This is a genomic window from Ureibacillus thermosphaericus, from assembly GCF_002370195.2.
GTDB classification, from domain to species: domain Bacteria; phylum Bacillota; class Bacilli; order Bacillales_A; family Planococcaceae; genus Ureibacillus; species Ureibacillus thermosphaericus.
In genome coordinates this window covers 2825697-2851863 of the sequence record NZ_AP018335.1, presented here as the reverse complement: position 1 = coordinate 2851863, position 26167 = coordinate 2825697, and the positions used below count along the sequence as shown (strand labels likewise).

Annotated in this window: 24 protein-coding genes, 1 riboswitch and 1 other annotated feature; of the genes, 18 read left to right on the top strand and 6 right to left on the bottom strand. The window is 36.3% G+C overall.

Annotation, left to right across the window (positions count from 1 at the left end):
* The first annotated feature begins 197 nt into the window (after nucleotides 1–197).
* The 5 genes from UtA1_RS13665 to UtA1_RS13645 all read left to right on the top strand — a co-directional run bounded on the left by UtA1_RS13665 (nucleotide 198) and on the right by UtA1_RS13645 (nucleotide 6540).
* Entirely contained in the window at nucleotides 198–1577 is a 1380-nt protein-coding gene (locus tag UtA1_RS13665; RefSeq protein WP_016837030.1) for an isochorismate synthase, read from the top strand.
* Nucleotides 1570–3291 carry a 2-succinyl-5-enolpyruvyl-6-hydroxy-3-cyclohexene-1-carboxylic-acid synthase gene (gene menD / locus UtA1_RS13660; protein WP_096551644.1) on the top strand — a complete coding sequence of 574 codons (1722 nt, stop codon included), beginning with the start codon at nucleotides 1570–1572 and terminating at the stop codon, nucleotides 3289–3291. Before UtA1_RS13665 ends, menD begins: the two co-directional genes overlap by 8 nt.
* Nucleotides 3279–4088 (top strand): 2-succinyl-6-hydroxy-2,4-cyclohexadiene-1-carboxylate synthase, encoded by an 810-nt coding sequence (gene menH / locus UtA1_RS13655; RefSeq protein WP_096551642.1) that lies wholly within the window; start codon nucleotides 3279–3281, stop codon nucleotides 4086–4088. The genes menD and menH overlap by 13 nt, the downstream gene beginning before the upstream one ends.
* 20 nt (nucleotides 4089–4108) lie before the next feature.
* Entirely contained in the window at nucleotides 4109–4927 is an 819-nt protein-coding gene (menB, locus tag UtA1_RS13650; RefSeq protein ID WP_016837033.1) for a 1,4-dihydroxy-2-naphthoyl-CoA synthase, read from the top strand.
* 176 nt (nucleotides 4928–5103) lie between these two features.
* Nucleotides 5104–6540 carry an o-succinylbenzoate--CoA ligase gene (locus tag UtA1_RS13645; RefSeq protein ID WP_096551640.1) on the top strand — a complete coding sequence of 479 codons (1437 nt, stop codon included), beginning with the start codon at nucleotides 5104–5106 and terminating at the stop codon, nucleotides 6538–6540.
* A gap of 145 nt (nucleotides 6541–6685) precedes the next feature.
* On the opposite strand, the gene UtA1_RS13640 is transcribed toward UtA1_RS13645, so the two are convergent.
* Nucleotides 6686–7639 carry a metal ABC transporter solute-binding protein, Zn/Mn family gene (locus tag UtA1_RS13640; protein ID WP_016837035.1) on the bottom strand — a complete coding sequence of 318 codons (954 nt, stop codon included), beginning with the start codon at nucleotides 7637–7639 and terminating at the stop codon, nucleotides 6686–6688.
* 108 nt (nucleotides 7640–7747) lie between these two features.
* Nucleotides 7748–7981 carry a membrane protein insertion efficiency factor YidD gene (gene yidD / locus UtA1_RS13635; protein WP_096551638.1) on the bottom strand — a complete coding sequence of 78 codons (234 nt, stop codon included), beginning with the start codon at nucleotides 7979–7981 and terminating at the stop codon, nucleotides 7748–7750.
* 342 nt (nucleotides 7982–8323) lie between these two features.
* On the opposite strand from yidD, the gene UtA1_RS13630 reads away from it, so the two are divergent.
* The 4 genes from UtA1_RS13630 to UtA1_RS13615 all read left to right on the top strand — a co-directional run bounded on the left by UtA1_RS13630 (nucleotide 8324) and on the right by UtA1_RS13615 (nucleotide 10477).
* The gene (locus UtA1_RS13630) at nucleotides 8324–8767 is read left to right on the top strand and encodes a Dps family protein (protein ID WP_016837037.1); all 444 of its coding nucleotides are present in this window, start codon (nucleotides 8324–8326) and stop codon (nucleotides 8765–8767) included.
* Between the two features lie 100 nt (nucleotides 8768–8867).
* Entirely contained in the window at nucleotides 8868–9188 is a 321-nt protein-coding gene (locus tag UtA1_RS13625) for a hypothetical protein (protein WP_016837038.1), read from the top strand.
* Nucleotides 9189–9234: 46 nt separating this feature from the next.
* Complete coding sequence (locus UtA1_RS13620; protein WP_016837039.1) at nucleotides 9235–9702, top strand: NUDIX domain-containing protein; 468 nt, start codon at nucleotides 9235–9237, stop codon at nucleotides 9700–9702.
* Nucleotides 9686–10477, top strand: a complete 792-nt coding sequence (locus tag UtA1_RS13615; RefSeq protein WP_096551636.1) for an alpha/beta hydrolase family protein — start codon at nucleotides 9686–9688, stop codon at nucleotides 10475–10477. The genes UtA1_RS13620 and UtA1_RS13615 overlap by 17 nt, the downstream gene beginning before the upstream one ends.
* Nucleotides 10478–10776: 299 nt before the next feature.
* On the opposite strand, the gene pckA is transcribed toward UtA1_RS13615, so the two are convergent.
* Nucleotides 10777–12363, bottom strand: a complete 1587-nt coding sequence (pckA, locus tag UtA1_RS13610; protein WP_096551634.1) for a phosphoenolpyruvate carboxykinase (ATP) — start codon at nucleotides 12361–12363, stop codon at nucleotides 10777–10779.
* A gap of 251 nt (nucleotides 12364–12614) precedes the next feature.
* Nucleotides 12615–12726, top strand: a riboswitch (SAM riboswitch).
* 232 nt (nucleotides 12727–12958) lie between these two features.
* Here pckA and metK point away from each other — a divergent pair.
* Nucleotides 12959–14155 (top strand): methionine adenosyltransferase, encoded by a 1197-nt coding sequence (gene metK / locus UtA1_RS13605; protein WP_096551632.1) that lies wholly within the window; start codon nucleotides 12959–12961, stop codon nucleotides 14153–14155.
* Between the two features lie 91 nt (nucleotides 14156–14246).
* Here metK and UtA1_RS13600 read toward each other — a convergent pair whose 3' ends face one another.
* Nucleotides 14247–14759, bottom strand: a complete 513-nt coding sequence (locus tag UtA1_RS13600) for a gamma carbonic anhydrase (protein ID WP_016837043.1) — start codon at nucleotides 14757–14759, stop codon at nucleotides 14247–14249.
* A 123-nt stretch (nucleotides 14760–14882) separates the two neighbouring features.
* Between UtA1_RS13600 and UtA1_RS13595 the strand changes: the two genes are divergently transcribed.
* The gene (locus UtA1_RS13595; protein WP_096551630.1) at nucleotides 14883–15677 is read left to right on the top strand and encodes an alpha/beta hydrolase; all 795 of its coding nucleotides are present in this window, start codon (nucleotides 14883–14885) and stop codon (nucleotides 15675–15677) included.
* Nucleotides 15678–15840: 163 nt separating this feature from the next.
* Complete coding sequence (locus UtA1_RS13590; RefSeq protein ID WP_096551628.1) at nucleotides 15841–17331, top strand: alanine/glycine:cation symporter family protein; 1491 nt, start codon at nucleotides 15841–15843, stop codon at nucleotides 17329–17331.
* 19 nt (nucleotides 17332–17350) lie between these two features.
* Here UtA1_RS13590 and UtA1_RS13585 read toward each other — a convergent pair whose 3' ends face one another.
* Both UtA1_RS13585 and UtA1_RS13580 read right to left on the bottom strand, forming a co-directional pair.
* Nucleotides 17351–17932 carry a class I SAM-dependent methyltransferase gene (locus tag UtA1_RS13585; protein ID WP_096551626.1) on the bottom strand — a complete coding sequence of 194 codons (582 nt, stop codon included), beginning with the start codon at nucleotides 17930–17932 and terminating at the stop codon, nucleotides 17351–17353.
* On the bottom strand, nucleotides 17929–18885 hold the full coding sequence (locus UtA1_RS13580) for a TIGR01212 family radical SAM protein (protein ID WP_016837047.1): 957 nt from the start codon (nucleotides 18883–18885) through the stop codon (nucleotides 17929–17931). The genes UtA1_RS13585 and UtA1_RS13580 overlap by 4 nt, the downstream gene beginning before the upstream one ends.
* 212 nt (nucleotides 18886–19097) lie before the next feature.
* Here UtA1_RS13580 and UtA1_RS13575 point away from each other — a divergent pair, with 212 nt between their 5' ends.
* From UtA1_RS13575 to UtA1_RS13550, 6 genes are all read left to right on the top strand, one after another.
* The gene (locus tag UtA1_RS13575) at nucleotides 19098–19301 is read left to right on the top strand and encodes a hypothetical protein (protein ID WP_016837048.1); all 204 of its coding nucleotides are present in this window, start codon (nucleotides 19098–19100) and stop codon (nucleotides 19299–19301) included.
* Between the two features lie 115 nt (nucleotides 19302–19416).
* Nucleotides 19417–19629: a binding site (T-box leader), on the top strand.
* Nucleotides 19630–19772: 143 nt separating this feature from the next.
* Complete coding sequence (gene leuS, locus UtA1_RS13570; protein WP_096551624.1) at nucleotides 19773–22187, top strand: leucine--tRNA ligase; 2415 nt, start codon at nucleotides 19773–19775, stop codon at nucleotides 22185–22187.
* A 465-nt stretch (nucleotides 22188–22652) separates the two neighbouring features.
* Entirely contained in the window at nucleotides 22653–23420 is a 768-nt protein-coding gene (gene cobA, locus UtA1_RS13565) for a uroporphyrinogen-III C-methyltransferase (RefSeq protein ID WP_096551622.1), read from the top strand.
* 15 nt (nucleotides 23421–23435) lie between these two features.
* The gene (locus UtA1_RS13560; protein WP_016837051.1) at nucleotides 23436–24182 is read left to right on the top strand and encodes a sirohydrochlorin chelatase; all 747 of its coding nucleotides are present in this window, start codon (nucleotides 23436–23438) and stop codon (nucleotides 24180–24182) included.
* A gap of 34 nt (nucleotides 24183–24216) precedes the next feature.
* The gene (locus UtA1_RS13555) at nucleotides 24217–24330 is read left to right on the top strand and encodes a DUF2292 domain-containing protein (protein ID WP_408056479.1); all 114 of its coding nucleotides are present in this window, start codon (nucleotides 24217–24219) and stop codon (nucleotides 24328–24330) included.
* A 31-nt stretch (nucleotides 24331–24361) separates the two neighbouring features.
* A complete protein-coding gene (locus UtA1_RS13550) occupies nucleotides 24362–26158 on the top strand; it encodes an assimilatory sulfite reductase (NADPH) flavoprotein subunit (RefSeq protein WP_096551620.1) in 1797 nt (598 codons plus the stop codon).
* Nucleotides 26159–26167 lie beyond the last annotated feature (9 nt).

Sequence of the window (26167 nt, the reverse complement as noted above, 5' to 3'; positions counted from 1 at the left end):
TTTAGGATAAAAACTTTATAAATAATTTCACAGAAAGAATAGTTGAAAGTATTATTATTAAACCTAAAAAAATGATATGATAAAATAGATATTGCATTGTTCGGAAAGGCAATCAGAATAATTATTTTAGGAAAGCAGAAATAAGATTCTGCTATTTTTATGGCAAATTACATTGCTTTTTTACGGAGGTTTTTTTCATGCATCAAAAGTGGTCTAAAACCACTGAAGTTGAAGTGGCATCAAATAAATTGTCCTTTTATATTGAAACGATTGAAGTGAATCAATTGTCCCCTTTAGCTTTTTATGCAGCAGGAGAACAGCAATATAGAGGGGAAAGGTTTTTTTGGCAAAATCGTGAAAAAACATTAACGATTGTTGGACTTGGACAAGCAATCGTATTGGAAAATAATAAAAATGGTCAACGTTTTTATGATATTGAGCATCAATGGAAAGAATTAACGAAAAATATTGTAATGGAAGAGCAGGAACCTCAACCTATTTTATTCGGAGGTTTTACCTTTGATCCGGAAAATAAAGAAAATGGTGAGTGGAATGATTTTCCTCAAAGTTATTTTACTGTAGCTACTTTTCAATTAATAAAACAACATGAGAAAACTTATGTCAGCATTCATTTGATTACAGAACAACAAGATTCTTCGATACATTTTGAAAAATTAAGGGAAGAACGGGACCGATTAATTCATGCAGCTCAAGTGAAAGAATTGAAAACATATGAAAAGCCGAAAATTCACTCGATTCATGAGCGAAATAAAGATTACTATTTCCATGCAGTTGAAAATGTTACCCATTTAATTCAAAAAAACGAAGCAGATAAAGTAGTAATCGCCCGTTCTTTAGAATTGGATTTTAAAGATGCGTTATCTTCGCCTCAAATCATTTATCAAATAATGAATGAACAGCCGGAAAGTTATTTATTTGGTCTTGAGCGGAAAAACTTACTATTTTTTGGTGCTACCCCTGAGCGTTTAGTAAAGGTGAAAAATCAGTATGCTTATTCTGCTTGTGTTGCTGGTTCTATCAAACGGGGAAAGACAGCAGAAGAAGATAAATTACTAGGGGAACAACTATTAAGTGATTCCAAAAACTTAAAAGAACATCAATATGTTGTCGATATGATTGAAAATATTTTTAGCAAACATTGTGAAGAGTATAAAGTGCCAAAGCGTCCTAAATTATTAAAAATTCGTGATATACAACATTTATATACGCCTGTTGAAGGAAAATTATTCAATCATGCAACAATATTGCAATTAGTAGAACATTTGCATCCTACTCCCGCGTTAGGTGGAGTTCCTAGAAATAAAGCGATGGAGATTATTCGTGAGTTCGAAAAAATGAACAGGGGATTATATGCAGGACCAATCGGTTGGATTGATGCTGATGGAAATGGAGAATTTGCCGTTGCTATACGATCTGCAGCATTAATTGATAAGAAAGCATACTTATATGCTGGCGGTGGAATTGTCGCAGATTCAAATCCAATGACGGAATATGAAGAAACGTTAGTAAAGTTTCGTCCGATGTTGCGGGCTCTAGGAGGACAATTTAATGAGTGAACGTAAAATTTTGACGGATTATGTGTATCAAATTGTAGCGTCTCTTGTCCAAAATGGTGTGGAAGATGTAGTCATTAGCCCTGGATCACGGTCAACTCCGTTAGCCTATGCATTTGCATCAACAAAAGAATTGAATCTGTATCGACAAGTGGATGAACGATCTGCGGCGTTTTTTGCGTTAGGATTGGCAAAGTCAAAAGGGAAACCAGTAGTATTACTGTGTACATCAGGTACTGCAGCTGCAAACTACTATCCTGCTATAGTGGAAGCAAAATATGCACGAGTTCCGCTCGTTGTCATTACAGCTGATCGTCCCCATGAATTGCGTGAAGTAGGGGCTCCACAAGCAATCAATCAAATTGATTTATATGGAAATCATGTCAAATGGTTTGCTGAATTTCCAATACCTGATGATAACAGTGTAACTCTGCCATTTGTTGAACGTCATATTGTACGAGCTGTCAATATTGCTAAGACTCATCCATTAGGTCCGGTACATATTAATATTCCGTTTCGTGAGCCATTGTTGATTGATTTTCAAAATGAATTACCAAAAAGATCATTTTTGGCAAGTTTCAATGGCACGATTACCCCACACTATGAAGCGATGAAGGCGCTATCATCGATTATCAAAGTAACACGAAGAGGAATAATCGTAATCGGTGAACTTGCACTTGGTACAAAGTTAGAATATTTATGGTCATTTATTCGAAAAGTACAATGGCCTGTTTTAGTTGAAAGTTTATCAAATATGAGAGCGAATATCCCAGAAGATTGTAAACAGTATGTCATTGCTACATATGATGCGCTCTTAAAAAGCGATGAGTTTAAAAAATTGGCAGTTTGCGATACAGTCATCCGTTTTGGTGCACAACCAGTTTCAAAATTTTTAACGATTTTTTTAATGGAATCAAAGCCAAAAAACTATATAGTAATCGATGAGGATCCGATGTTTCGAGATTCAACTTCCGTTTCAACACATTTTATCCATGCAACCATCGAATCATGGTTAGAGGAAATGATTATCCAGTCAACGATTAATGAATCATATTTTACTCTTTGGAAAACAGCTGATGATATAGCTAAAAAACATATACTTGCATATACTCAACATGAAAAAGATGAAGGGGCATTCGTTCGCTATTTGTTAGAACAATTGCCAGAAAAAAGTGATTTATTTGTGAGCAGTAGCATGCCAATACGAGATATTGATACTTTTTTGTTGCCTACTTCAAAGGATATTCAAATCTTTGCTAATCGAGGGGCAAACGGTATTGATGGAGTCATTTCAACGGCTTTTGGATTTTCGAAAGGGAGAGAAAATCGAAAAACGTATTTATTGATTGGAGATTTGGCAGCCTTACATGATATTAACGCGTTTCTATTAACCCGCTATCAACCGTGTAATATGACTATTTTTGTATTAAATAATGATGGTGGGGGGATTTTTTCCTACTTGTCTCAAGCAACCGTAAAAGAATACTATGAGGACTTATTTGGAACTCCGACTGCACTGAAATTTCAAGATGTAGCAAACATGTATGGAATGGACTATTTGCTAATCAACCATTTTGATGAAAAAGAAAAGATTTTTGAAAAAGGGGACAAACCATTAAGATTAATAGAAATTCGAACAAACCGAAATGAAAATGTTCAGGCACATCGAAAGTTATGGCAACATATAAATTCGGAGTTGAAAGAATGGCTACTTTAAATATTCGTGGAATACAGGTCAATGTGGAAATATGGAATGAGGGTGCAGAAGAAGTTCTTGTTTTGTTACACGGTTTTACTGGAACAACTAACACGTGGAATAAAGTAATTGAATACTTGCCAAATACAATAAAAATTGTCGCAATTGATCTAATTGGACATGGTAAAACGGAAGCGCCAAAAGATTCTTCACGATATTCTATGATTGAACAAGTGAAGGACTTGGAAGAAATATTTAATCAATTGGGATTACATTATTTTAACTTATTAGGTTATTCAATGGGAGGGCGAGTAGCATTATCATACGCAGTTCGCTTTCCTAAGCGGATTAAACAATTAATATTAGAAAGTTCATCGCCAGGTTTACATACCGAAGAAGAACAACTGGCTAGAAGACAGGCGGATGAATTATTGGCTGATGAAATTGAAGAGAAGGGAATTCAATGGTTTGTAGATAAGTGGGAAAACATCCCCCTTTTTGCATCCCAAAAGACATTACCTGAACAAATACAACAAGCGATTCGAGAAGAACGGTTAAGCCAATCAGAAGCGGGGCTTGCTAATAGTTTGCGTGGAATGGGGACAGGTGCCCAACCTTCATTATGGCGAAAATTAATTCGTCTGTCCTTTCCCGTTATACTCATAACTGGAGAATTAGATCAAAAATTCGTCCAAATTGCTGAACAAATGCTCGAACAGCTACAAAATGCGAAACATATTAACGTTCCTAATGTAGGCCATTCAATTCACGTGGAAAATCCGGAACAATTTGCTACAATAATTAAGGAAGTCTTATAAAATTCGGGGAGGTTACTCATATGACTCGTGAGTGGAAAACTTTACATACTTATGAAGATATAAAGTATGAATTTTATAATGGGATTGCAAAAATTACAATCAATCGTCCGGAAGTACGCAACGCATTTCGACCAAAAACGGTTGAAGAATTAATTGATGCTTTCTCCCGTGCTCGTGATGATGCAAATATCGGTGTTATCATTTTAACAGGTGAAGGTGATAAAGCATTCTGTTCTGGTGGTGACCAAAAGGTGCGCGGTCATGGTGGGTATGTTGGCGATGACAATATCCCACGATTAAACGTACTAGATTTACAACGACTAATTCGCGTAATTCCAAAACCAGTTATTGCGATGGTTGCTGGATATGCCATCGGTGGCGGACACGTATTACACGTAGTGTGTGACTTAACGATTGCTGCAGACAACGCTATATTTGGACAAACTGGTCCGAAAGTTGGTTCCTTTGACGCTGGATACGGTTCTGGCTATTTAGCACGCATCGTTGGACATAAAAAAGCTCGTGAAATCTGGTACTTATGCCGTCAGTATAATGCACAAGAAGCGTTAGAAATGGGATTAGTAAACACGGTTGTACCTTTAGAACAATTGGAAGATGAAACGGTAAAATGGTGTGAAGAAATCCTTGAAAAATCACCAACTGCCATTCGTTTCTTAAAAGCCGCAATGAATGCAGATACAGATGGACTTGCTGGACTTCAACAATTCGCTGGAGACGCGACGCTTCTTTACTATACAACGGATGAAGCAAAAGAAGGACGAGATGCGTTTAAAGAAAAACGTAAACCAAACTTTGGTCAATTCCCAAGATTCCCTTGATTTAGATATCGATAATTCGTTTTTGAAAATAGGCTGTCTTGAAAGTTTCTCCTTTCAAGACAGCCTTTTTCATTTTGGATGGATTTTGTAAATCATGATAACCAATGAGTCTGATTGTTAATTTTTATTTGTGAAATTTTTTTAGTAAAATGAAGGGGAGAAAGGGAGGAATTATAATGTACCCTAATTGGATTCTACAGCGAGCCTATTTAACGCCAAATCGAATTGGGTTATCTTTTGAAGGTAATTACTGGACTTTTGAAGAAATCAAAAAGATTTCTGTAAAACGTGCGGAACAACTAAAGGCATTAGGCATAGACAAGGGAAGCCGTGTTGCGATTCTTGGAGAAAATGATTCGAGTTTGATTTTTATTATGTATGGATGTATGCATTTACAATGTGAAATGGTGTTATTAAACCGTAAACTAACTACTAGTGAATTGGTTTATCAAATCAATGATGCACAAGTCTCAATGGTATTAGTTAATGACAATGATCTGTCATTACTGCCTGAAGATGTGAACTACTTGCGATTCTCTGAAATCGAAAATAGCGATTGTAAGCCAATTGAAATAAGCCGTGAATGGCCGCTGCAACAGACGATTTCCATTATGTATACGAGCGGCACAACAGGTTTTCCAAAAGGCGTGCGTCAAACGGTAGAAAACCATCAATCAAGTGCCGTTGCTTCAGTTTTGAATATCGGTTTATCCGAAAAAGATGTTTGGCTTTGTGCTGTACCTCTTTTTCATATTAGTGGATTTTCGATATTAGTTCGTTCTCTATTATACGGCAACGAAGTAAAGCTCTATCGAAAATTTGATCATGTACAAATTGCAGAGGATATTGTTTTCGGTAGGGTAACAAATGTTTCAGTGGTAGCGGTGATGCTTGAGCGAATTTTACATATCCTTGAAGAACGAAATCAGAAGGCATCTCCATCATTTAAGTTGATATTGGCAGGAGGTGGCCCTATTCCGAAAGATTATTTAATTCGTGCAGAACAGCGGGGATTGAAAGTATTGCAAACTTATGGGATGACGGAAACTTCCTCTCAAACAGCGACATTACCTGCGGAAGATGCTTTGCGGAAAATCGGTTCGGCTGGTAAACCATTATTTTTCAATCAGATTAAAATATTAGGAGCGGAAGGTCCTTACCAAGAAGGGGAAATTTGTATCCGAGGTCCACATGTGACGCCAGGATATATTGGACGTTACGAAGCGAAACCATCGACGGAAGACGGATGGTTACATACTGGTGATATAGGTTATGTAGATAACGAAGGATATTTATATGTCGTTGATCGCCGTTCAGACCTAATCATTTCCGGTGGAGAGAACATTTATCCAGCAGAAGTGGAAAACGTGTTAATGGGGCATCCTGCAATCAAAGAAGCGGGTGTTTGTGGAGTGGAGGATGCAACATGGGGACAAGTTCCAGTTGCTTTCATTGTATTGAAAAAAGATGTTTCACCTGATGAAATTAAAGAATATTGTTTACAACATTTAGCGAAGTATAAAGTACCAAAAGAAGTCTATGTGGTTGATGCATTACCAAGAAATGCTTCCAATAAATTGTTGCGTCGAAAATTAAAAGAATTGTTATCTTAATCTCCATGAGTAGTACAAGCTGGTTTGTACTACTTTTTTAATAGTGATGATTTGATAAGTTATCTATTCCATGCATTATGTACCTAATTTAAGGAAAAATAAGAGCGAATCGAAAGCTGCAGCCTTCTGAATCGCTCCCTTAGGATTAATAATTTAAAGCTTTTTCCAGCGTTTTTAAATTTTTCTTCATTAAAGTAAAGTAATCTTCATTGTTTTGAATATCTTCTTCTGTTAATACACTGAGGTTATGTAATATTAGTGATTCAGCACCAATTTCTTGTTGAATGACAGATGCTAGTTTTGATGATACATTTTGTTCGAATAATATATATTTTATTTGATGTTTTTTAGCAAGAGCAACAATTTCCGCAAGTTCCTTCTGGGATGGTTCGCTTTGTGAATTTAATCCAGCAACGGGGATTTGTGTTAACCCGTAATTTCCTGCGATATATCCAAAGGCTGCATGGGACACAAAAAATGTTTTGGATGAAGCATGACTTGCTAAGTCTTTATATTGTTGATCTAATTCATCGAGACGTTTTACTAATTGCTCATAGTTTGTATTGAACGTATTTTCTTGTTCTGGAAGAAGGTTGACAAGTTCATTTTTAATCGTCAATGCTATATCTTTAGAGATCGTAGGAGAGAGCCAAACATGTGGATCGACCTCTCCATGGTGGTGGTCGTGTTCATGTTCATGTTCATGTTCCTCGTGGGAATGTCCAACAGAAGTTTGTAGTTTTTGTTCATCAATTTTTTCTGCGACTGGAACAAATTTTACGTGTTCATTTGCCAATGATTTTTTCGCATTTTCCACAAAACTTTCTAAACCTAATCCAATATAGAAAAATACGTCTGCATCTGCTAAAGCGATCATATCCTTTTGTGTTGGTTCAAAAGTGTGCTCATTTGCTCCAGGAGGATAGATAGAAGAAACATTCACATAATCTCCACCGATTTGTTTTGCAAAATATTGTAGTGGGTATACAGTAGTATATATATTAATTTCGTTATTCTTTTCTTGATTCGATTCATTATTGGTGCAGGCAGTTAAAAGCAGCGTCATCGCTAGTAATGAGAGGAAAATCAAATTTCTCATTATATTTCTCCTTTTCATCAAATAGTAATGATTACGATTTATATAATTTTCACGAAATCAATAATACCATGAACAAGTGAATAAATACAATAAGAAAAACCTTCGAAATTAATTTTTTTTCGAAGGCCACTTTTCAGGTACGGGATCAAAACCCCCAGGATGAAAAGGATGACATTTTAAAATGCGGATTGTAGTAAGAATAAAGCCTTTAATAGCACCGTGCTTTTCAAATGCTTCAAGTCCATATTGAGAACAAGTCGGATAAAATCGGCAGGTTGGTGGTGTGAGTGGAGAAATAAATTTTCTATAAAATTGAATAAGCCAAATAAAAGGATATTTCATTGTTCGAATTTCTCATTCCTTACTTTACTTATTTAAAATCGACCTTTTCTTTTCATATGTATAAAGAAACCGATAGCACCAATCATTATGATGAAATACATAACGCCTACTAATATTAAGATACCAGACATATTCAATATCATCACCTCTACCTATATACTAACATAATTATTCTTCTGATTGTTGAATACAAGGTGAACATAATATTTGGATAAATTCAATAAAAAATATCATACTATATATGAACTGTTTTCTGAGATTTCATGCAATTGTAAAATTATAAAAACAATGTTTTTAGTATAATTAAAAAAGAAAGAAAAATCTGTAAAATGAGGTGAAATGATGTCAAACGATAAATTAATTGCCCAATTAAATGAATTAGTTTCAACATACTCAGTATTATATACTAAACTTCATAATTACCATTGGTATGTAACAGGTCCAAGCTTCTTTACATTACATGAAAAATTTGAAGAATTATACAATGAAATTACGGCAAATTTAGATGAAGTAGCAGAGCGTATTCTAACAAAAGGCGGAAAGCCAGTAGCAACATTAAAAGAGCATTTAGAATTATCGAGAGTACAAGAAGCTTCAGGTTCAGAAACATCAGAGGAAATGGTTCAAACAATAATTGATGACTTCCAATCCACTATGAAGCTGATTAAAGAAGCAATGGAAGAGGCGGCAAATCAAGGCGATGATCGTACAGAAGATATGTTGAACGCAACTTTCCAAAGTCTAGAAAAACATACATGGATGTTATCAGCGTTTTTAGGTAAATAACGGAATGTCTATCCTCAAGAGTTCAATGATAGAACTTTTGAGGATTTTTTATTCTTTTGAATAGCCCTAATTATATTTCACCATAATGAATATAAGGAGGGTGATTACTATCGAAAAGACAACGCTGTATGTGAACGTCTTAAACCAATCTTATAATTACATTCCTACCGGTGAACCTTGTGAGTTTAAGATTGAATTGGATCCGGATAAAGTGTTTATATTTAAAAAGCTATTTAATCAGTTAAACTCTTTAGAATTTGATAATGCAGTAAGAGCTCATTTACCATATCTTCCATACCATCTTGATGAAGAGAATGATGAAATTGATAATCGATTGAAAAAAATTTATGCTTTAATTCATGAGTTTGGCGATGAAAAAATAAAAGAATTTGTGGAACAATTGCCCTATTTCAATAATTGAATAGAACACATCCCTTCGCTACACTAAATGTATAGGAGTTGAAGGGATGTTTACTTTTTATGATTTAAACAATAATAAAGTCGAACTAAGTTTTGAAGGTCCTCCGTTTCCACTTGAGCCGAAGCATGTCCTGGTGCTTGTACAAAAAGATGGAAAATGGCTTTGTACAATCAATCAAAAACGGGGTGTGGAATTTCCTGGAGGTAAAGTGGAATTGGGAGAAACAATAGAACAAGCAGCTAAGCGGGAAGTTTATGAAGAAACGCTCGTACATATTACGGATTTGAAATTATTTGCCCATTATACTGTTTATGAAAAAATCCCATTTTGTAAAGCCGTATTTGTTGCAAAGGTGGCTCGAATCGAACCTTTTGTTCAACAATACGAAACGGTCGGGCGACTTTTTTTAACAACGGAGGAAGTATTACAACATCCATATGCAAGTTTTTATATGAAGGATGAAGGGATGAAAAAAATTTTGCAGGAAGTGAAACAACTTGAAAAAGAATGGTAGCATTGAATTAATTAGAAAATATCCTTCTCCTAATCCAAATGTAGAGCTTGAGGAAATCGTTTATTGGTCGGAAGGGCTTCGAGTGAAAGGATTGCTTGCTAGACCTATTGGAGATGGTTCATATGAAGCATTATTATATTTGCGTGGTGGATTGCAGTCGGTAGGAATGGTAAGGCCAGCTAGAATTGCGCAATTTGCCTCAAATGGGTTTATTGTATTTGCACCGTATTATCGTGGAAATCGAGGTGGAGAAGGTCGCGATGAATTTGGGGGCGATGACCGTCTTGATGCACTGCATAGCATCCAATTATTAAAAGAAATTGCCAATAATGATTCGGTACACCTTTTTGGTTTTTCAAGGGGAGGATTAATGGCTTTATGGATGGGGATTTTGAGTAAAGATATTCGGTCAATCGTCACTTGGTCGGGTGTAGCTGATTTGGCGGATTTGTACGAAGAACGGGTTGATTTAAGACGTACGCTAAAGAGACTTATCGGTGGATCTCCAACAAAATATCCGGAAATTTATGAAGAACGCTCACCAATTTATGAAGTGGACCGCATTCATGCACCGGTACTTATTATCCACGGTACTGAAGATTCCAATGTTAGGATTGAACAATCCTATAAGCTTGAAAGGGCGCTTAAGGAATCAGGAAAAGAATTTGAAACGTGGTATATGGCCAATTTGGCACACCATTTTCCACCTCATATCAATAGAGAAACGGTCCGTTCTATTTGCAATTGGATGAAAGAAAAAGGAAAGAAGCGATGATTTCAATTCACTCTTTTCCCTTTAATTATTGAAACACTTAGAACCGTTTTTCATTAAAGATTTATAAAAAATCCCATCAAAATTAAATGGCCTGATCAAAAAGTGTAATATTTTTTGATCAGGCTCAAATTCTTTATGATGATTATATTTTCCCTGCGTTGGTCACATCTGACGCGACTCCTTGTCGAAATTAATCTGCGAAGAATGCATGAGCATCAGTCGTAAAGAGAGGCGCCTCAATGACTTATTAGGCGCCTCTTTAATCTTAATATGAGTTTAGAATGGATGGAACGTTGATATTAAACCAATGGTCCACCTTTTTTCAAAATATCTTCTGATACGTTGTTAAATTTCTTGAAGTTTTCTTTGAATAAATCAGCTAAATAACGAGCTTTTTGATCGTAAGCTTCTTTATCTTTCCAAGCTTCACGAGGATCTAGCACTTCGCTTGGAACCCCTTCAATTGCAGTTGGGATGTGTAATCCGAAAATACCATCTTGTTTTGTTTCAACATCGTTTAATTTACCGCTGATAGCAGCACGTACCATTGCGCGAGTATATGAAAGCTTCATGCGGCTACCTACACCGTATTCGCCACCAGTCCAACCAGTGTTCACTAAGAATACTTGAACGTTGTGTTCATCGATTTTCTCACCTAACATTTCAGCATATTTTGTTGCTGGAAGTGGTAAGAAAGGAGAACCAAAGCATGTAGAGAATACTGGTTCAGGTGAAGTAACGCCGCGTTCAGTACCAGCCAATTTAGAAGTGAATCCGCTTAAGAAGTGGTACATTGCTTGTTCCTTCGTTAATTTACTGATTGGAGGAAGCACTCCAAAAGCATCAGCAGTTAAGAAGATAATTGTTTTCGGATGACCAGCAATAGAAGGCGTTACAATATTATCAATGTAATGAATTGGATACGCTGCACGTGTATTTTCTGTGAGGCTATTATCATCGTAATCAGGAATGCGTGATTCTGAATCGATTACAACGTTTTCTAACACTGTACCAAAACGAATGGCATTATAAATTTCTGGCTCTTTCTCAGCTGATAAATTAATTGTTTTAGCGTAGCAGCCACCTTCAATGTTGAACACACCGTTGTCAGACCAACCATGTTCATCATCACCGATTAATTTACGATCGCTGTCAGCAGAAAGAGTTGTTTTTCCAGTACCAGATAAACCAAAGAATAACGCTACGTCACCATCTTCTCCAACGTTAGCAGAGCAATGCATTGAAAGAATGCCTTTTTCAGGTAACAAGTAGTTCATGATACTGAAAATAGATTTTTTCATTTCACCAGCATATTCCGTACCACCGATTAATATAATTTTCTTTTCGAATGATACGATAATAAATGCTTCTGAGTTTGTTCCGTCAACAGCTGGATTCGCTTTGAAACCAGGTGCAGAAATAATTGTGAAATCAGCTGTATGAGAAGCTAATTCTTCTTTTGTTGGACGGATGAATAATTGATGACAGAAAAGGTTGTGCCAAGCATATTCATTTACTACTTGAATAGATAATTGAGATTCTTTATCTGCTCCAGCAAAGCCTTTAAATACAAATAACTCGTCTTTTTCTTTTAAGTAATTTAATACTTTTATATACAAGTTATCAAACACTTCAGCAGAGATTGGCTGATTTACACTACCCCAATCAATTTTATCTTTAATGCTTTCTTCTTCCACAATAAATTTATCTTTTGGAGAACGGCCTGTATATTTACCTGTCTCAGCAACAATTGCACCATCAATTGTTAATTTGGCTTCTCCACGAGTTACCGCCTTTTCAACTAATTGAGGCACTGGCAATTGAGTGTTTATATTTCCACCTTTTAATAATTCCTTCAGCTCATTTGCAATTTCTACTGAATTCATCGATTAAATACCATCCTTTTTTTATTTTTAGGAAAATTAATTGTTGGTTATATAATACAGAAATTAGTATAACACATTAGATGAAATAATCTATACTAATTCTTAAAATTATTTATGAAAATTTTTTGCTTGTAACAAGAGTACCTACTTATAAGTAAATTATAGAATACCGGGTTATGTCAAATTTGAGAAAAAGGAAAAAATATTTGACATTGTATAGTATATTACGTAACATGTTGGATGAACGGATACTCTTATCCAGAGCTGGTGGAGGGTTAAGGCCCTATGAAACCCGGCAACCTGCATTACTATAATAATGCGTGGTGCTAACCTGATGCAAGGGGTTCCCTTGAACGATAAGAGTGAAAGGTAGAATGTTTAGTTCCTTTCCTCATGCATGTGGATAGGAACTTTTTTTATTCAAGCACAAATGTCGTACTCATTCAACCTATAAAACCTATAAAAAGATAAAAATTTCTTAAAGCCTTTCATCATCTTCGCACTGTTCCTTACGGGCGAATGTTGCTAAGGCAAAATGGATAATGAGTACCGTATCATAGCAGAGATTCGTCTCGTAAATTTAGGAGGAAATTTAATGTCAAATCGTCGACTGTTTACATCAGAAAGCGTAACAGAAGGTCATCCAGATAAAATTTGTGACCAAATATCCGATGCAATATTGGATGCGATACTAGAAGAAGATCCAAATGCAAGGGTTGCTTGTGAAACAATTGTTACAACTGGATTAGTGCTTGTAACCGGAGAAATTACTACGACAACTTATGTCGATATTCAAAGTATTGTTCGGGACACTGTCGCAGAAATTGGATATACGCGTGGGAAATTTGGATTTGATGCAGAAAACTTGGCGGTGCTCACTGCAATCGGTGAACAATCACCAGATATTGCAGAAGGTGTAGACCAAGCCTTAGAAGCACGAGAAGGATATATGACTGATGAGGATATCGAAGCGATTGGTGCTGGAGACCAAGGATTAATGTTTGGATTTGCTTGCAATGAAACTCCAGAACTGATGCCTCTACCGATTAGTTTAGCTCATCGACTTGCAAGAAGATTATCAGAAGTTCGGAAATCAAAAGAGATTCCGTATTTACGACCAGATGGTAAAACACAAGTTACTGTAGAATATGATGAAAATAATGTACCTCGTCGCATTGATACAATCGTCATTTCTACTCAGCATGATGAAGGAGTTACTCTTGATCAAATTAAAGTAGATATGATGGAAAAAGTTATTAAGGAAATTGTTCCAATAGAGTTGATTGATGATGATACTAAATACTTCATTAACCCAACTGGCCGCTTCGTAATTGGTGGACCAAAAGGAGATGCGGGTCTAACTGGACGCAAAATTATTGTGGATACTTATGGTGGATATGCTCGTCATGGTGGAGGAGCATTTTCTGGAAAAGACCCTACAAAAGTGGACCGTTCTGCTGCCTATGCTGCGCGTTATGTAGCAAAAAACATCGTAGCATCTGGTCTTGCTGATCGAGTAGAAGTTCAATTAGCTTATGCAATTGGTGTTGCACGTCCTGTATCCATTTCAATTGATACTTTTGGAACAGGTAAAGTAAGTGAGAGCAAATTAGTTGAGTGGGTCAAAGAACTATTTGATTTACGACCTGCGGGTATCATTAAAATGCTAGATTTGCGTCGTCCAATTTATAAACAAACTGCTGCATATGGTCATTTTGGTCGCACGGATATCGATTTACCTTGGGAAAGAACAGATGTGGCCCAATTATTAAGAGAGAAGGCAGGATTATAATTATTTTATAAAAATGCAGGCAAATATGAACGCCTGCATTTTTATTTTTCAATGTAAATTTAATATTGTATAAATAATAATAACTTGAATTTTATTTCTTTAATGACTGATAATATTTTCCTTTTTCAACATATTCTTGAATAATGCGATCCATATCTTTACGATCTTCTTCTGTTACTTGACGGACGACTTTAGCAGGATTGCCCATAGCGACAGAATTTGGAGGGATTTTTTTACCAGGAGGTACTAAACTTCCAGCTGCAACGAGTGCTCCTTCTCCGATTTCAGCACCATCTAATATGATGGATCCCATGCCAATTAAAGCGCGTTTACGTACAATACAACTGTGTAAGGTAGCCTGATGACCAACGATGACTTCATCCTCTATGATTAGAGGGTTATTGGGACTTTGATGTAAACAACTTAAATCTTGGATGCTACAACGTTTTCCAATAATCGTTGGTGCAACATCTCCGCGAATCACAGTTCCAAACCAAATTGACGTATCTTCGCCAATTGTAACATCTCCAGTAATCGTTACATGGTCTGCTATAAATACAGAAGGATCGATATTAGGTTCTTTATCTTTATAAGGATAAATCATCGCAAAGCTCCTCATTTCTAAAGTATTATTATGTATATTATCCTAGCAAATAAGAAAATATTTGAAAATAGAACAAAACTAACTTGTAATGACAGAAGTATTAGTGGATTTAGGAGGAACGCTATGTGGAAGTGGGAAACTAAAGAGCAACCGAAAGCTGTTATAGTAATAATACATAGCGCTTTTGAAAACCACCGTTGGTATGCATGGTTAATAGAAAAATTGATGACGGAAGGTTATCATGTCGTGATGGGCGATTTACCAGGGCATGAAGAAGGGTCAAAATTTACGAGGGTTCATGATGAATTAATTGACGAATACTTACTTTTCATTAAACAGCTCATGAAAAGCGCTCTTCAATATCATTTACCAGTATTTATCATTGGACATGGCTTGGGCGGAACCCTTGCAATTCAATTTTTAAGGTCAACGAAGATGGAATGCGCTGGACTAGTATTAACTGCTCCGTGGTTACAGTTGCATAAACATTCCAATTTACTTACAAGTGCACTAGCAAGCATGAACATAGCACCAAGCAAAAAAGTGTCGATGGAGTTTGATAGACGATTATTTACTCGAAATTCTGATGGTTTTCTAGAGATGGAGGATGACGTACCATATCATTCCAATGTTACCGTTCGATGGTATCGAGACATTCAACAATTAATGAAAAATTTGATGACTCAGGATAAGACATTGTCATTGCCCATTTTGCTGTTTACCCCTAATCAAGATAAAGTGGCGGATTCAGAAACGGCGAGAAAGTGGCTATTATTGCAAAAAACAAGTGAATTTCAATATAAAGACTGGCCCCATAGTTATCACAATATTTTTCATGATTATGAAAGGGAAGAAGTATTTCTATACATGAGAGATTTTATGAATAATGTTCTACGATCTATAGGATATATAGTTTAATTGAATTATATTGAAATTGGAGGAATGTTCGATATGGACATTCCTTTTTTAATATAAAATTAATAATTTTTTTAAAAAAATGATATCAAAAATATTGATTGTTTTCATAAGTTTTTGTAATATAAAAAATATTCATGATACATAAATTTAAAGGGGTGTGTGTATGTTAGAAAATTTCTTAAACTGGATTAGCGGCATCCTTTGGGGGCCAATCATGATTTATGGGATTTTAATCGTAGGACTTGTGTTCTCGATTATGACCCGATTTGCTCAAATTAGAAAAATTAAAGAAATGTTTGTTTTAATGTTTACTGGAGAGAAATCAGAAGCTGGTGTTTCTTCTTTCCAAGCATTAACGATAGCGCTTTCAGGACGCGTCGGTACCGGAAATATTATTGGTACGGCCAGCGCTATTGCATTCGGTGGTCCGGGTGCGGTATTCTGGATGTGGATTACAGCATTTATTGGAGCATCAACTGCATATGTAGAATCAACATTAGCGCAAATCTATAAAACTAAAAAACAAGGGGTTTATCGTGGTGGACCAGCTTATTACATGGAAAAGGGGACTGGTAAACGCTGGTTCGGAGTAATGTTTGCGATTGCAGCCATTTTAGCGATGGCTATCTTGATGCCTGGAGTTCAATCAAATGCCATTTCCAGTGCAATGAACAACGCATTTAACATTTCACCTTGGATAACAGGTTTAATTACAATTGCTTTACTTGGTTTCGTTATTATTGGTGGAGTAAAACGAATTGCGAATGCAGCTCAAATTATCGTACCATTTATGGCGGTTGCATACCTATTAGTAGCAATTGTCGTGATTATCATGAATATTTCTGAAGTGCCTGCAGTATTCGGATTAATTATCCGCAGTGCATTTAGTGTAGATGCAACATTCGGTGGAATGATTGGTGCTGCCATTGCATGGGGGGTAAAACGCGCTGTTTATTCCAACGAAGCTGGACAAGGTACAGGACCACATGCTGCTGCAGCTGCGGAAGTATCCCATCCAGTTAAGCAAGGTCTAGTACAATCAGCATCTATTTATATTGATACGTTGCTTGTATGTTCCGCGACAGCGTTAATGATTTTATTCATGGGCACTTACAATACGAATGTGAATAATGCTGATGGAGAATTAATTGTTGAACATGTACCAGGGCATAGCTATACAGAATTTACTCAGCTTGCTGTTACTGGAGCATTCCCTGGATTAGATAATTTCGGTGCTGCATTTGTAGCCTTTGCGTTATTCTTCTTTGCATTCACAACATTAATGGCTTACTACTATATTGCAGAAACGAATGTTGCTTATTTATTCTCCGGACGCACAGAAGGAACGATTACTTGGATTCTAAAAATTGTAATGCTTGCTTCCGTATTTTACGGTTCAGTAAGAACATCAGATTTAGCTTGGCTACTAGGGGATATTGGACTTGGTTTAATGGTTTGGACAAATGTCATTGGAATTATTGTATTAGCGAAGCCTACCTTCATTGCTTTAAAAGATTATGAGGAACAAAGAAAAGCTGGAAAAGATCCTGTATTTGATCCTATTAAGCTAGGTATCAAAAATGCAGATTTCTGGGTAGAGCGTAATCAATCGAAAAATCAACAACAAGTAAATAAAGAAAAAGCAAAAATGTAGAAAAAGAAAAACTGCGGACTTATTTTAAGTCTGGCAGTTTTTTCATTTTCTCCAAAGCAATGATAAACGGAGGGTCGTTTTTTTGATTAATGAATTCATAGCGAAGAACGTGAACATATTTTTGAGGAAGAGATTTTACAAATTCAATCACCGCATCTCTTTCCTCTTTCCCACCTTCGTGACCATGGTAAATCACTAAAACAATCATGCCGCCAATCTTTAAAAGTGATAGTAATTGTTCAATTGCAGAAATAGTTGTTTCTCCTTTGGTGATAATGTCATGATTTCCACCAGGTAAGTAGCCTAAATTAAAGATAGCCCCCGCTACTTCTTCTTGGACATATTTAGTCAGTTGTTCGTGTCCATCTAAAATGACACGGGCTCTATGTTCTAATCCGTTTTCTTTTAATCGTTGAATTGTTACATCTACTGCTTGTTGTTGAATATCAAAGGCATAGACAAAACCTGTCTCTCCTACAAGATTAGCTAGAAATAATGTATCGTGGCCGTTTCCAGCGGTTGCATCAACGGCGATATCACCTTCATTAATTACAGATGATAATAAAGTTTTTGCGTAAGGTAAAACCCGTTCTAGCATTATTTGTTCACTTCCGCCTTATAATATTTTCCTTGCCAGGAGTTTCTACGTTCTAATTCAGCATCAATGCCGTTTAACACTTCCCATTTGTTCACGCTCCACATTGGACCAATCATTAACTCTATCGGTCCATCACCGGTAATGCGATGGATGATCATGTTTGGCGGAAGAATTTCTAATTGGTCTGCTACAAGTTTGATATACTCTTCTCTTTCAAGGAATTGCAACATGCCTTTTTCATATTGTTTTACCATCGGTGTTCCTTTTAATAAATGCAAGAGATGAATTTTGATGCCTTGAACATCTAACTTAGCCACTTCACGTGCCGTTTCCATCATCATATCGTAATCTTCTAATGGTAAACCGTTAATGATGTGGGTACAAACACGTATATTATGTTTGCGAAGTTTCTCGACTCCTTCAACATATGTAGCATAATCATGAGCTCGATTGATTAAATTCGCTGTTCTTTCATGTACCGTTTGCAGTCCCATTTCAACCCATAAAAATGTTCTTTCATTTAATTCTGCCAAATATTCTACGACGTCATCTGGTAGACAATCGGGGCGAGTAGCGATGCTTAAACCCATTACCCCTTCACAATTTAGTGCAGCTTCAAATTTCTCTTTTAAAACAGGTAGAGGTGCGTGAGTATTTGTATATGCTTGGAAATAGGCCATTGTTTTACCGTCTTTCCATTTATTCTGCATTTTTGCTTTAATTTTTTCGAATTGGACCGGAATTGGGTCAACTCGATCACCGGCAAAATCCCCACTGCCGGCAGCGCTGCAGAAAGTGCAACCTCCATAAGCCACTGTTCCGTCTCGATTCGGACAATCAAAGCCTGCATCTAATGCTACTTTATATACTTTATGGCCAAACTTATCACGCAAATATCGATTCCATGTATAGTAACGTTTCCCATCGGAAGGGAATGGAAATTGTTGCTCTGTCAATTGTTTCACTCCTTACTGGTATTCACGAAAACATTTGCATTTTGTTGGGTTAGATGTTGATTCATGAGCGGAATACCATTACACATTATAACATTGAAGAGGAAGCGTTGTAATCTTATTAATATTACTTATATGATTTATATTAAAATTTACAATATTAGTTATAATAGGTAATAATATATCAATCATGAAGAATAAAGGGGAGTTTAGGGTTGATATTTCAAATAATGGGGATAGGAAATGCTATTGGATTCATCATGTTCTTTTTTATTTATCTTCTAAGCATGATACTGGGTTTTTTCAAGCATTCCGCATTTTTTGCTCTAGCCATTATCGGATTTGGGGGAGCGGTTTATTACGTTGTTCGAATTGTTTCAAATATACTGAAGGAAATAAAGAAAAGAAATACAGAATAACTGTGAAAAACTAGCCATATGAGGAAATTTAGTCTAAAATAATATACATTAAGATTTGTATTCATAGGGCTTGTATAATTTCTATATTTCCATTAAAATGAATTCATTGAAAATATGTACGACTAGGAGAAGGAATAGTAGATTTTGACGCTTTAACAGAGAGCTAGCGGTTGGTGGGAGCTAGTAAGCAGACAAATCGAACTCGCCTTTGAGTCTGTTTTAGTGAAAAGTAGTAGCTAAAACCGTTCACCGCGTTAAGGGTATGAGCTGAGTGCATGTGTCACTAATTTGGGTGGTACCGCGGGAGTAACATACTCTCGTCCCTTCTCTTTGGGTTGGGGCGAGTTTTTTTATTTTTTTAAAAATTCCGTTAATTCTACCACTTTTAGGATAATATACGGATAGGCAATTTATTGTTTCACGTATGTAGTAAAAAAGGTTGCAATAAATTAGGTCAAGGAGGAAGTACCCGTGAGTTACAATCATCGAGAAATTGAGAAGAAATGGCAGACGTATTGGGCGCAAAATAAAACCTTTAAAACATTAAACGATAATTCGAAACCTAAATTTTACGCATTGGACATGTTCCCTTATCCATCTGGATCAGGTTTGCATGTAGGTCACCCAGAAGGCTATACAGCGACAGATATATTATCTCGTTATAAACGCATGCAAGGTTATGATGTCCTTCATCCAATGGGATGGGATGCGTTTGGACTCCCTGCTGAGCAATATGCATTAGATACAGGTAACGATCCTGCCGAGTTCACTCAACAAAATATCGAGAACTTCAAACGTCAAATTCAAGAATTAGGATTTTCATATGACTGGGATCGGGAAATCAATACAACAGATCCAGAATATTATAAATGGACACAATGGATTTTTATTCAATTATATAAACATGGATTAGCATACATTGATGAGGTACCTGTAAACTGGTGTCCAGCTCTTGGTACTGTGCTTGCCAATGAAGAAGTTATTGATGGTAAATCAGAACGCGGAGGGCATCCGGTAATACGTAAACCAATGAAACAATGGATGCTAAAAATTACAGCATACGCTGACCGCTTATTGGAAGATTTAGATGAGTTGGATTGGCCTGAAAGCATTAAAGAAATGCAACGAAATTGGATTGGCCGTTCAGAAGGTGCTGAAGTTACATTTACTGTACAAGGTACTGACAAACAATTCCGTGTGTTCACAACACGTCCTGACACATTGTTTGGAGCGACATATTGTGTTCTTGCACCGGAACATGATTTAGTAAAAGAAATTACGACTCCTGAACAAAAAGAACAAGTGGATGCTTATATTGAACAAGTACAATCTAAATCTGATTTAGAACGTACAGATTTAGCAAAAGAAAAAACAGGTGTATTTACTGGTGCTTATGCCATTAACCCAGTTAACGGAAAAGCTATTCCAATTTGGATTGCGGACTATGTGCTTTCTTCATATGGAACAGGTGCCATTATGGCAGTTCCTGCACACGACGAAAGAGACTATGAATTTGCGAAAAAGTTCAATTTACCAATCATTCCTGTTTTAGAAGGCGGAAATATTGAAGAAGAAGCGTTTACTGGAGATGGACCACATATCAACTCCGATTTCCTAAATGGTTTAGGAAAAGAAGATGCAATTAAGAAAGCCATCGAGTGGTTGGAAGAAAAAGGCGTAGGAGAAAGAAAAGTATCTTATCGTCTGCGTGATTGGTTATTTAGCCGTCAACGTTATTGGGGCGAACCAATTCCGATTATCCATTGGGAAGATGGCACAATGACAACAGTACCTGAGGAAGAGTTACCTCTTCGCTTGCCTAAAACAAATGATATTCGCCCAAGTGGTACAGGAGAATCTCCACTAGCAAATATTGAAGATTGGGTAAATGTAGTAGATCCGAAAACAGGTAAGAAAGGTCGTCGTGAAACTAATACAATGCCTCAATGGGCAGGGTCCAGCTGGTATTTCTTGCGCTATATCGACCCAAATAACAAAGAAAAACTTGCGGATGAAGAGCTTTTAAAACGCTGGTTGCCAGTAGATATTTACATTGGTGGTGCGGAACATGCTGTTCTTCACTTGCTATACGCTCGCTTCTGGCATAAATTCTTATACGATATTGGCGTTGTTCCAACGAAAGAACCATTCCAAAAATTATTCAACCAAGGAATGATTTTAGGAGAAAATAATGAAAAAATGTCTAAATCAAGAGGTAACGTTGTAAACCCTGACGACATTGTGCGAAGCCATGGTGCAGACACGTTGAGACTTTATGAAATGTTCATGGGTCCTCTAGATGCTTCTGTTGCATGGTCTACGAAGGGGCTAGATGGAGCAAGACGTTTCTTAGATCGAATTTGGAGACTATTTGTAAACGAAGATGGGACACTTTCTAATAAAATTCAAGAGTCCGATGATAAAACGTTGGAAAAAGTTTATCATCAAACAGTAAAGAAAGTGTCTGAAGACTACGATCACTTACATTTCAATACAGCAATTTCTCAACTAATGGTGTTCATCAATGAATGTTATAAAGTAGAAGTAGTACCAAAAGAGTATGCAGAAGGCTTTGTAAAAATGCTTTCTCCAATTGCACCACATATTGGTGAAGAACTTTGGTCAATTTTAGGCCATGAGGGTACGATTACATATGAACCTTGGCCAACTTATGATGAATCAAAACTCGTTGATGATGAAGTTGAAATTGTAGTTCAAGTTAACGGGAAAGTCCGCTCAAAAGTGAAAGTAGCGAAAGATGCATCAAAAGAACAATTAGAAGAAATTGCAAAAGAAGATGAAAAAGTGAAAGAACTTGTTGAAGGAAAAGAAATTGTTAAAGTGATTACCATTCAAGGAAAACTTGTCAATATTGTTGTGAAATAAAAAGCATTTGTTGAAAACAATGGCTCAAAAGTAAGAAACCTTTTGAGTCATTGTTATTTTTTATGTAAATAATTCTTACTAAATTTATAGAATTATAAAAATTCTATTGACTTATTAAGTTTGTAACCTTATTATTTATACCAAATTACTATGAATTAAAGTGCTGACTAGAAAACTAGAGGCCGTAATATTCTCCGGATGAACCATAAAGACACGAGTACTTGTGTTCAAGGGGATATTATGGCCTTTTTGTTAATGTAAGTTTTTAAATCGGGTTGTAATTGGTTTGGCTGATTTGAAAAAATGAATCCATTATTCTTAATTTGGAAAAAAGTATTGAAAAGCTATAGGGTATTTCGTAATATATAAAAAACATAAAACTTAGTTGTTTTATAAGAATTTAAGGTTTTTAGTATTCATGATTATCATTGATTGTATATTTCAGGAAAAACGTGAGGGAACAAAATGGGAAAAGTATATATTGTAGGGGCTGGTCCTGGCAGTGTCGATTTAATAACGGTAAAAGGTTTGAGATGTATTCAACAAGCAGATGTTATTTTGTACGACCGTCTTGTATCAAAAGAGTTGCTTACTTATGCGAAACCAAACGCTGAACTAATCTTTGTCGGAAAGTTACCAAAATTACATAATGTCATACAAGAAAGAATAAACCAATTGCTTGTACACCATGCAAAAAGAGGGAAAATTGTTACAAGGTTGAAAGGTGGAGACCCTTTCGTATTTGGGCGTGGGGCAGAAGAAGCAGAGGTCTTGAGGGAAGCGGGCATTCCGTTTGAAATTGTGCCAGGCATTACCTCTGGTATTGCTGCACCTGCATATGCTGGAATTCCTGTAACTCATAGAGATTTTGGTTCGACCTTTGCAATTATTACTGGTCATATGAGAGAGGGAAAAGACGAAGGAATTGATTGGAAAGGTTTATCAGAATCAGTCGATACGTTAGCAATTTATATGGGTATTGGTAATTTGCCATACATTACAGAGCAATTGTTGAAATATAAGCGAAATCCAACTATTCCTGTAGCTTTAATTGAATGGGGAACTACGAGCCATCAAAGAGTTGTTACGGGTACGTTAGAAACGATTGTAAGCATCGCTAGTGAAGAGAAAATAAAAAATCCTTCAATGATTATAGTAGGAGAAGTTGTAAACATGCGTGAAAAGATTGCGTGGTTTGAAGAATGTCAGTCGACTTTACGTGAAACTGTGTAAACAGGAGGGATGAAATTGCAAGCATTGTTGTATGTTGCTCATGGTAGCCGAGTAAAAGAGGGTGTAAAAGAAGCGATTCAGTTTATTGAAACAGTAAAATCCTATATCGATGTTGGCATTCAAGAATATTGTTTTTTAGAACTGGCAGAACCATCGATTTTAAAAGGAATAGAGCAATGTGTTTCGAAAGGAGCAACATGCATTACAGTAATCCCACTATTATTGCTTTCTGCAAATCATGCAAAAATCGATATTCCATCTGAAATCGAACAAGCAAAAAGACGATATCCTTTTGTTACCTTTACGATTGGAAAGCCTCTCGGCGTTCATGAAAAGCTTATTCATAGTTTACACAGCCGAGTAATGGAACAAAGTCCAGTAGACCCAAAGGAAACGGAGATTTTGTTGATTGGGAGGGGAAGCAGTGATCCAAGTGTACAGAAGGAACTAGGAGAAATTGCAAAACTCCTTCAACAAACATACGAATATGCAAAAGTTGATATTTGCTTTTTGTATGGTAACGGACCATCCTTCGACGAAAAATTAATGAAATTAAATGAAAGCAAAAATCGGGTATTCATAATTCCTTATTTATTATTTACAGGGTTATTAAAATTAGGCATTGAGAAAAGGGTAGCGAAACAAGGATTTTTGAAAGAACAAGTGGTGTTGTGTGAATGTTTAGGTTATGACGACAATGTGCGTCAAGTTTTCATTGAGAGAATTGAAGAATCACTATATTCATTTGTAGGGAGTGATTGAAATGGATAAAAAACAACAAAATTTTGAGAAGGCAATGGAAAGTATTAAAAAAATGATTAGCACAATGAATTACGGTTCAATCACTTTAATTGTTCAAGATAATTTTATTATTCAAATCGAAAAAAACGAAAAGATTCGATTGAAGTAAGAAAAGAATTTATTTTATCGAGGTGTGCAGAGTGTTAGAAGTCATCAATAGTCCATTTAATGAAAAACAAGTAAAGCAGTTAAATGAAGTGTTAGCAACGTTAACTCCCCAACAAAAAATTTGGTTAACTGGATATTTAACTGCAAGTGCGAACATTGGCGTTATAGAAGCTCCTAGAGAAATGACTCAACAAGCCGTTGCATCTTCCCCAATTCAAAAACATGTGACAATCCTTTATGCCAGTCAGACTGGAAACGCACAAAAACTTGCAGAAAAGTTTGGCGACCAGCTTCAACAGATAGGTTTAGAAGTTTCGGTTTCATCAATGAGTGATTATAAAACGAATGCATTGAAAAAAGCTCAATATTTACTGATTGTAGCAAGTACCCACGGCGAAGGAGAGCCACCAGATAACGCGATTGCTTTCCACAGCTTTTTACATGGAAAACGAGCGCCAAAATTAGATCATGTACAATACGCTGTACTTGCATTAGGCGACTCTAGCTATGAATATTTCTGTCAAACTGGTAAAGATTTTGATATTCAGCTAGAAAAACTAGGGGCAAAACGCCTAGTGGATCGGGTTGATTGTGATGTTGATTATGCAGAACAAGCAGAAAAGTGGTTTGGAGAAGTAAAGGAGAAATTGCATAGTGAATTTACACAATTTACTCCTTCTGAACAAGAAGCAGCAGCGACTGTATTACAAGAAGAGACGGAATATTCTCGCAAAAATCCTTTTGTTGCAGAAATCATTGAAAAGATTAATTTAAACGGGCAAGGTTCCAATAAAGAAACAATCCATCTGGAACTTTCTCTTGAAAATTCAGGAATTGCTTTTGAACCAGGGGATTGTTTAGCTATCATCCCGATTAACAATCAAACACTTGTGAACTCTTTAATTTCTGCATTAGGATTTGAGGCAAGCACAAAAGTCGATGTGGATGGAACATCTGTTACACTTGAAGAAGCGTTATTAAAGACATTTGAAATAACACTTTTAACAAAGCCGTTGATGAATAAAATCGCAGAGTATACGGAAAATAAAGATTTCCATGCATTAATCGAAAATCAGGAAACTTTAAAACAATTTATGAATGGTCGAGATTTATTAGATGTTGTGGAACAATTTGGATCATTTAATTGGGATGCCCAAGGTTTCATCAACTGTTTGCGTAAAATTCCTGCCCGACAATATTCCATTTCAAGCAGCTTATTAGCATATCCTGAAGAAGCCCATGTCACAATCGGTGTTGTTCGTTATGAAGTAGATGGTAGAGAAAGACTAGGTGTTTGCTCGACATATGTTGCCGATCAATTAGAAGTGGGAGATCAAGTACAAGTATATGTTCAGAAAAATCCAAACTTTAAACTTGTAGATGATGATACACCTATCATTATGATTGGTCCAGGAACAGGTGTAGCTCCTTTTCGCGCATTTGTTCAAGAGCGAGAAGAGCGCGGTGCTAGTGGAGAAAACTGGTTGTTCTTTGGAGATCAACATTTCGTAACAGATTTCCTATATCAAAGGGAATGGTTAAACTGGCTTAAATCTGGAGTGTTGACGAAACTTGATGTTGCTTTTTCTCGAGATCAAGAGGAAAAAGTATATGTACAACATAAAATGCTTAAGCATGCAAAAGAATTGTATGCATGGTTAGAAAAAGGGGCAGCTGTTTACGTCTGCGGTGATAAAAACATGGCAAAAGATGTGCAAGAGACGTTGCTCCGAATTATTCAACAGGAAGGCAACAAGTCGGAAGAAGATGCAATGGAATATTTAGAAGAATTGCGTAAGCAAAAACGTTATCAGCGGGATGTTTACTAAGGAGGAAGC

What these genes read in the sequence shown, in the direction of transcription:
- UtA1_RS13645 (WP_096551640.1), top strand. Translation starts at nt 5,104, where the DNA reads ATGTACCCTAATTGGATTCTACAGCGAGCCTATTTAACGCCAAATCGA.
- UtA1_RS13595 (WP_096551630.1), top strand. Translation starts at nt 14,883, where the DNA reads ATGTGGAAGTGGGAAACTAAAGAGCAACCGAAAGCTGTTATAGTAATA.
- menD (WP_096551644.1), top strand. Translation starts at nt 1,570, where the DNA reads ATGAGTGAACGTAAAATTTTGACGGATTATGTGTATCAAATTGTAGCG.
- UtA1_RS13590 (WP_096551628.1), top strand. Translation starts at nt 15,841, where the DNA reads ATGTTAGAAAATTTCTTAAACTGGATTAGCGGCATCCTTTGGGGGCCA.
- UtA1_RS13555 (WP_408056479.1), top strand. Translation starts at nt 24,217, where the DNA reads ATGGAAAGTATTAAAAAAATGATTAGCACAATGAATTACGGTTCAATC.
- menB (WP_016837033.1), top strand. Translation starts at nt 4,109, where the DNA reads ATGACTCGTGAGTGGAAAACTTTACATACTTATGAAGATATAAAGTAT.
- UtA1_RS13665 (WP_016837030.1), top strand. Translation starts at nt 198, where the DNA reads ATGCATCAAAAGTGGTCTAAAACCACTGAAGTTGAAGTGGCATCAAAT.
- yidD (WP_096551638.1), bottom strand. Translation starts at nt 7,981, where the DNA reads ATGAAATATCCTTTTATTTGGCTTATTCAATTTTATAGAAAATTTATT.
- UtA1_RS13630 (WP_016837037.1), top strand. Translation starts at nt 8,324, where the DNA reads ATGTCAAACGATAAATTAATTGCCCAATTAAATGAATTAGTTTCAACA.
- UtA1_RS13600 (WP_016837043.1), bottom strand. Translation starts at nt 14,759, where the DNA reads ATGATTTATCCTTATAAAGATAAAGAACCTAATATCGATCCTTCTGTA.
- metK (WP_096551632.1), top strand. Translation starts at nt 12,959, where the DNA reads ATGTCAAATCGTCGACTGTTTACATCAGAAAGCGTAACAGAAGGTCAT.
- UtA1_RS13620 (WP_016837039.1), top strand. Translation starts at nt 9,235, where the DNA reads ATGTTTACTTTTTATGATTTAAACAATAATAAAGTCGAACTAAGTTTT.
- menH (WP_096551642.1), top strand. Translation starts at nt 3,279, where the DNA reads ATGGCTACTTTAAATATTCGTGGAATACAGGTCAATGTGGAAATATGG.
- cobA (WP_096551622.1), top strand. Translation starts at nt 22,653, where the DNA reads ATGGGAAAAGTATATATTGTAGGGGCTGGTCCTGGCAGTGTCGATTTA.
- pckA (WP_096551634.1), bottom strand. Translation starts at nt 12,363, where the DNA reads ATGAATTCAGTAGAAATTGCAAATGAGCTGAAGGAATTATTAAAAGGT.
- UtA1_RS13640 (WP_016837035.1), bottom strand. Translation starts at nt 7,639, where the DNA reads ATGAGAAATTTGATTTTCCTCTCATTACTAGCGATGACGCTGCTTTTA.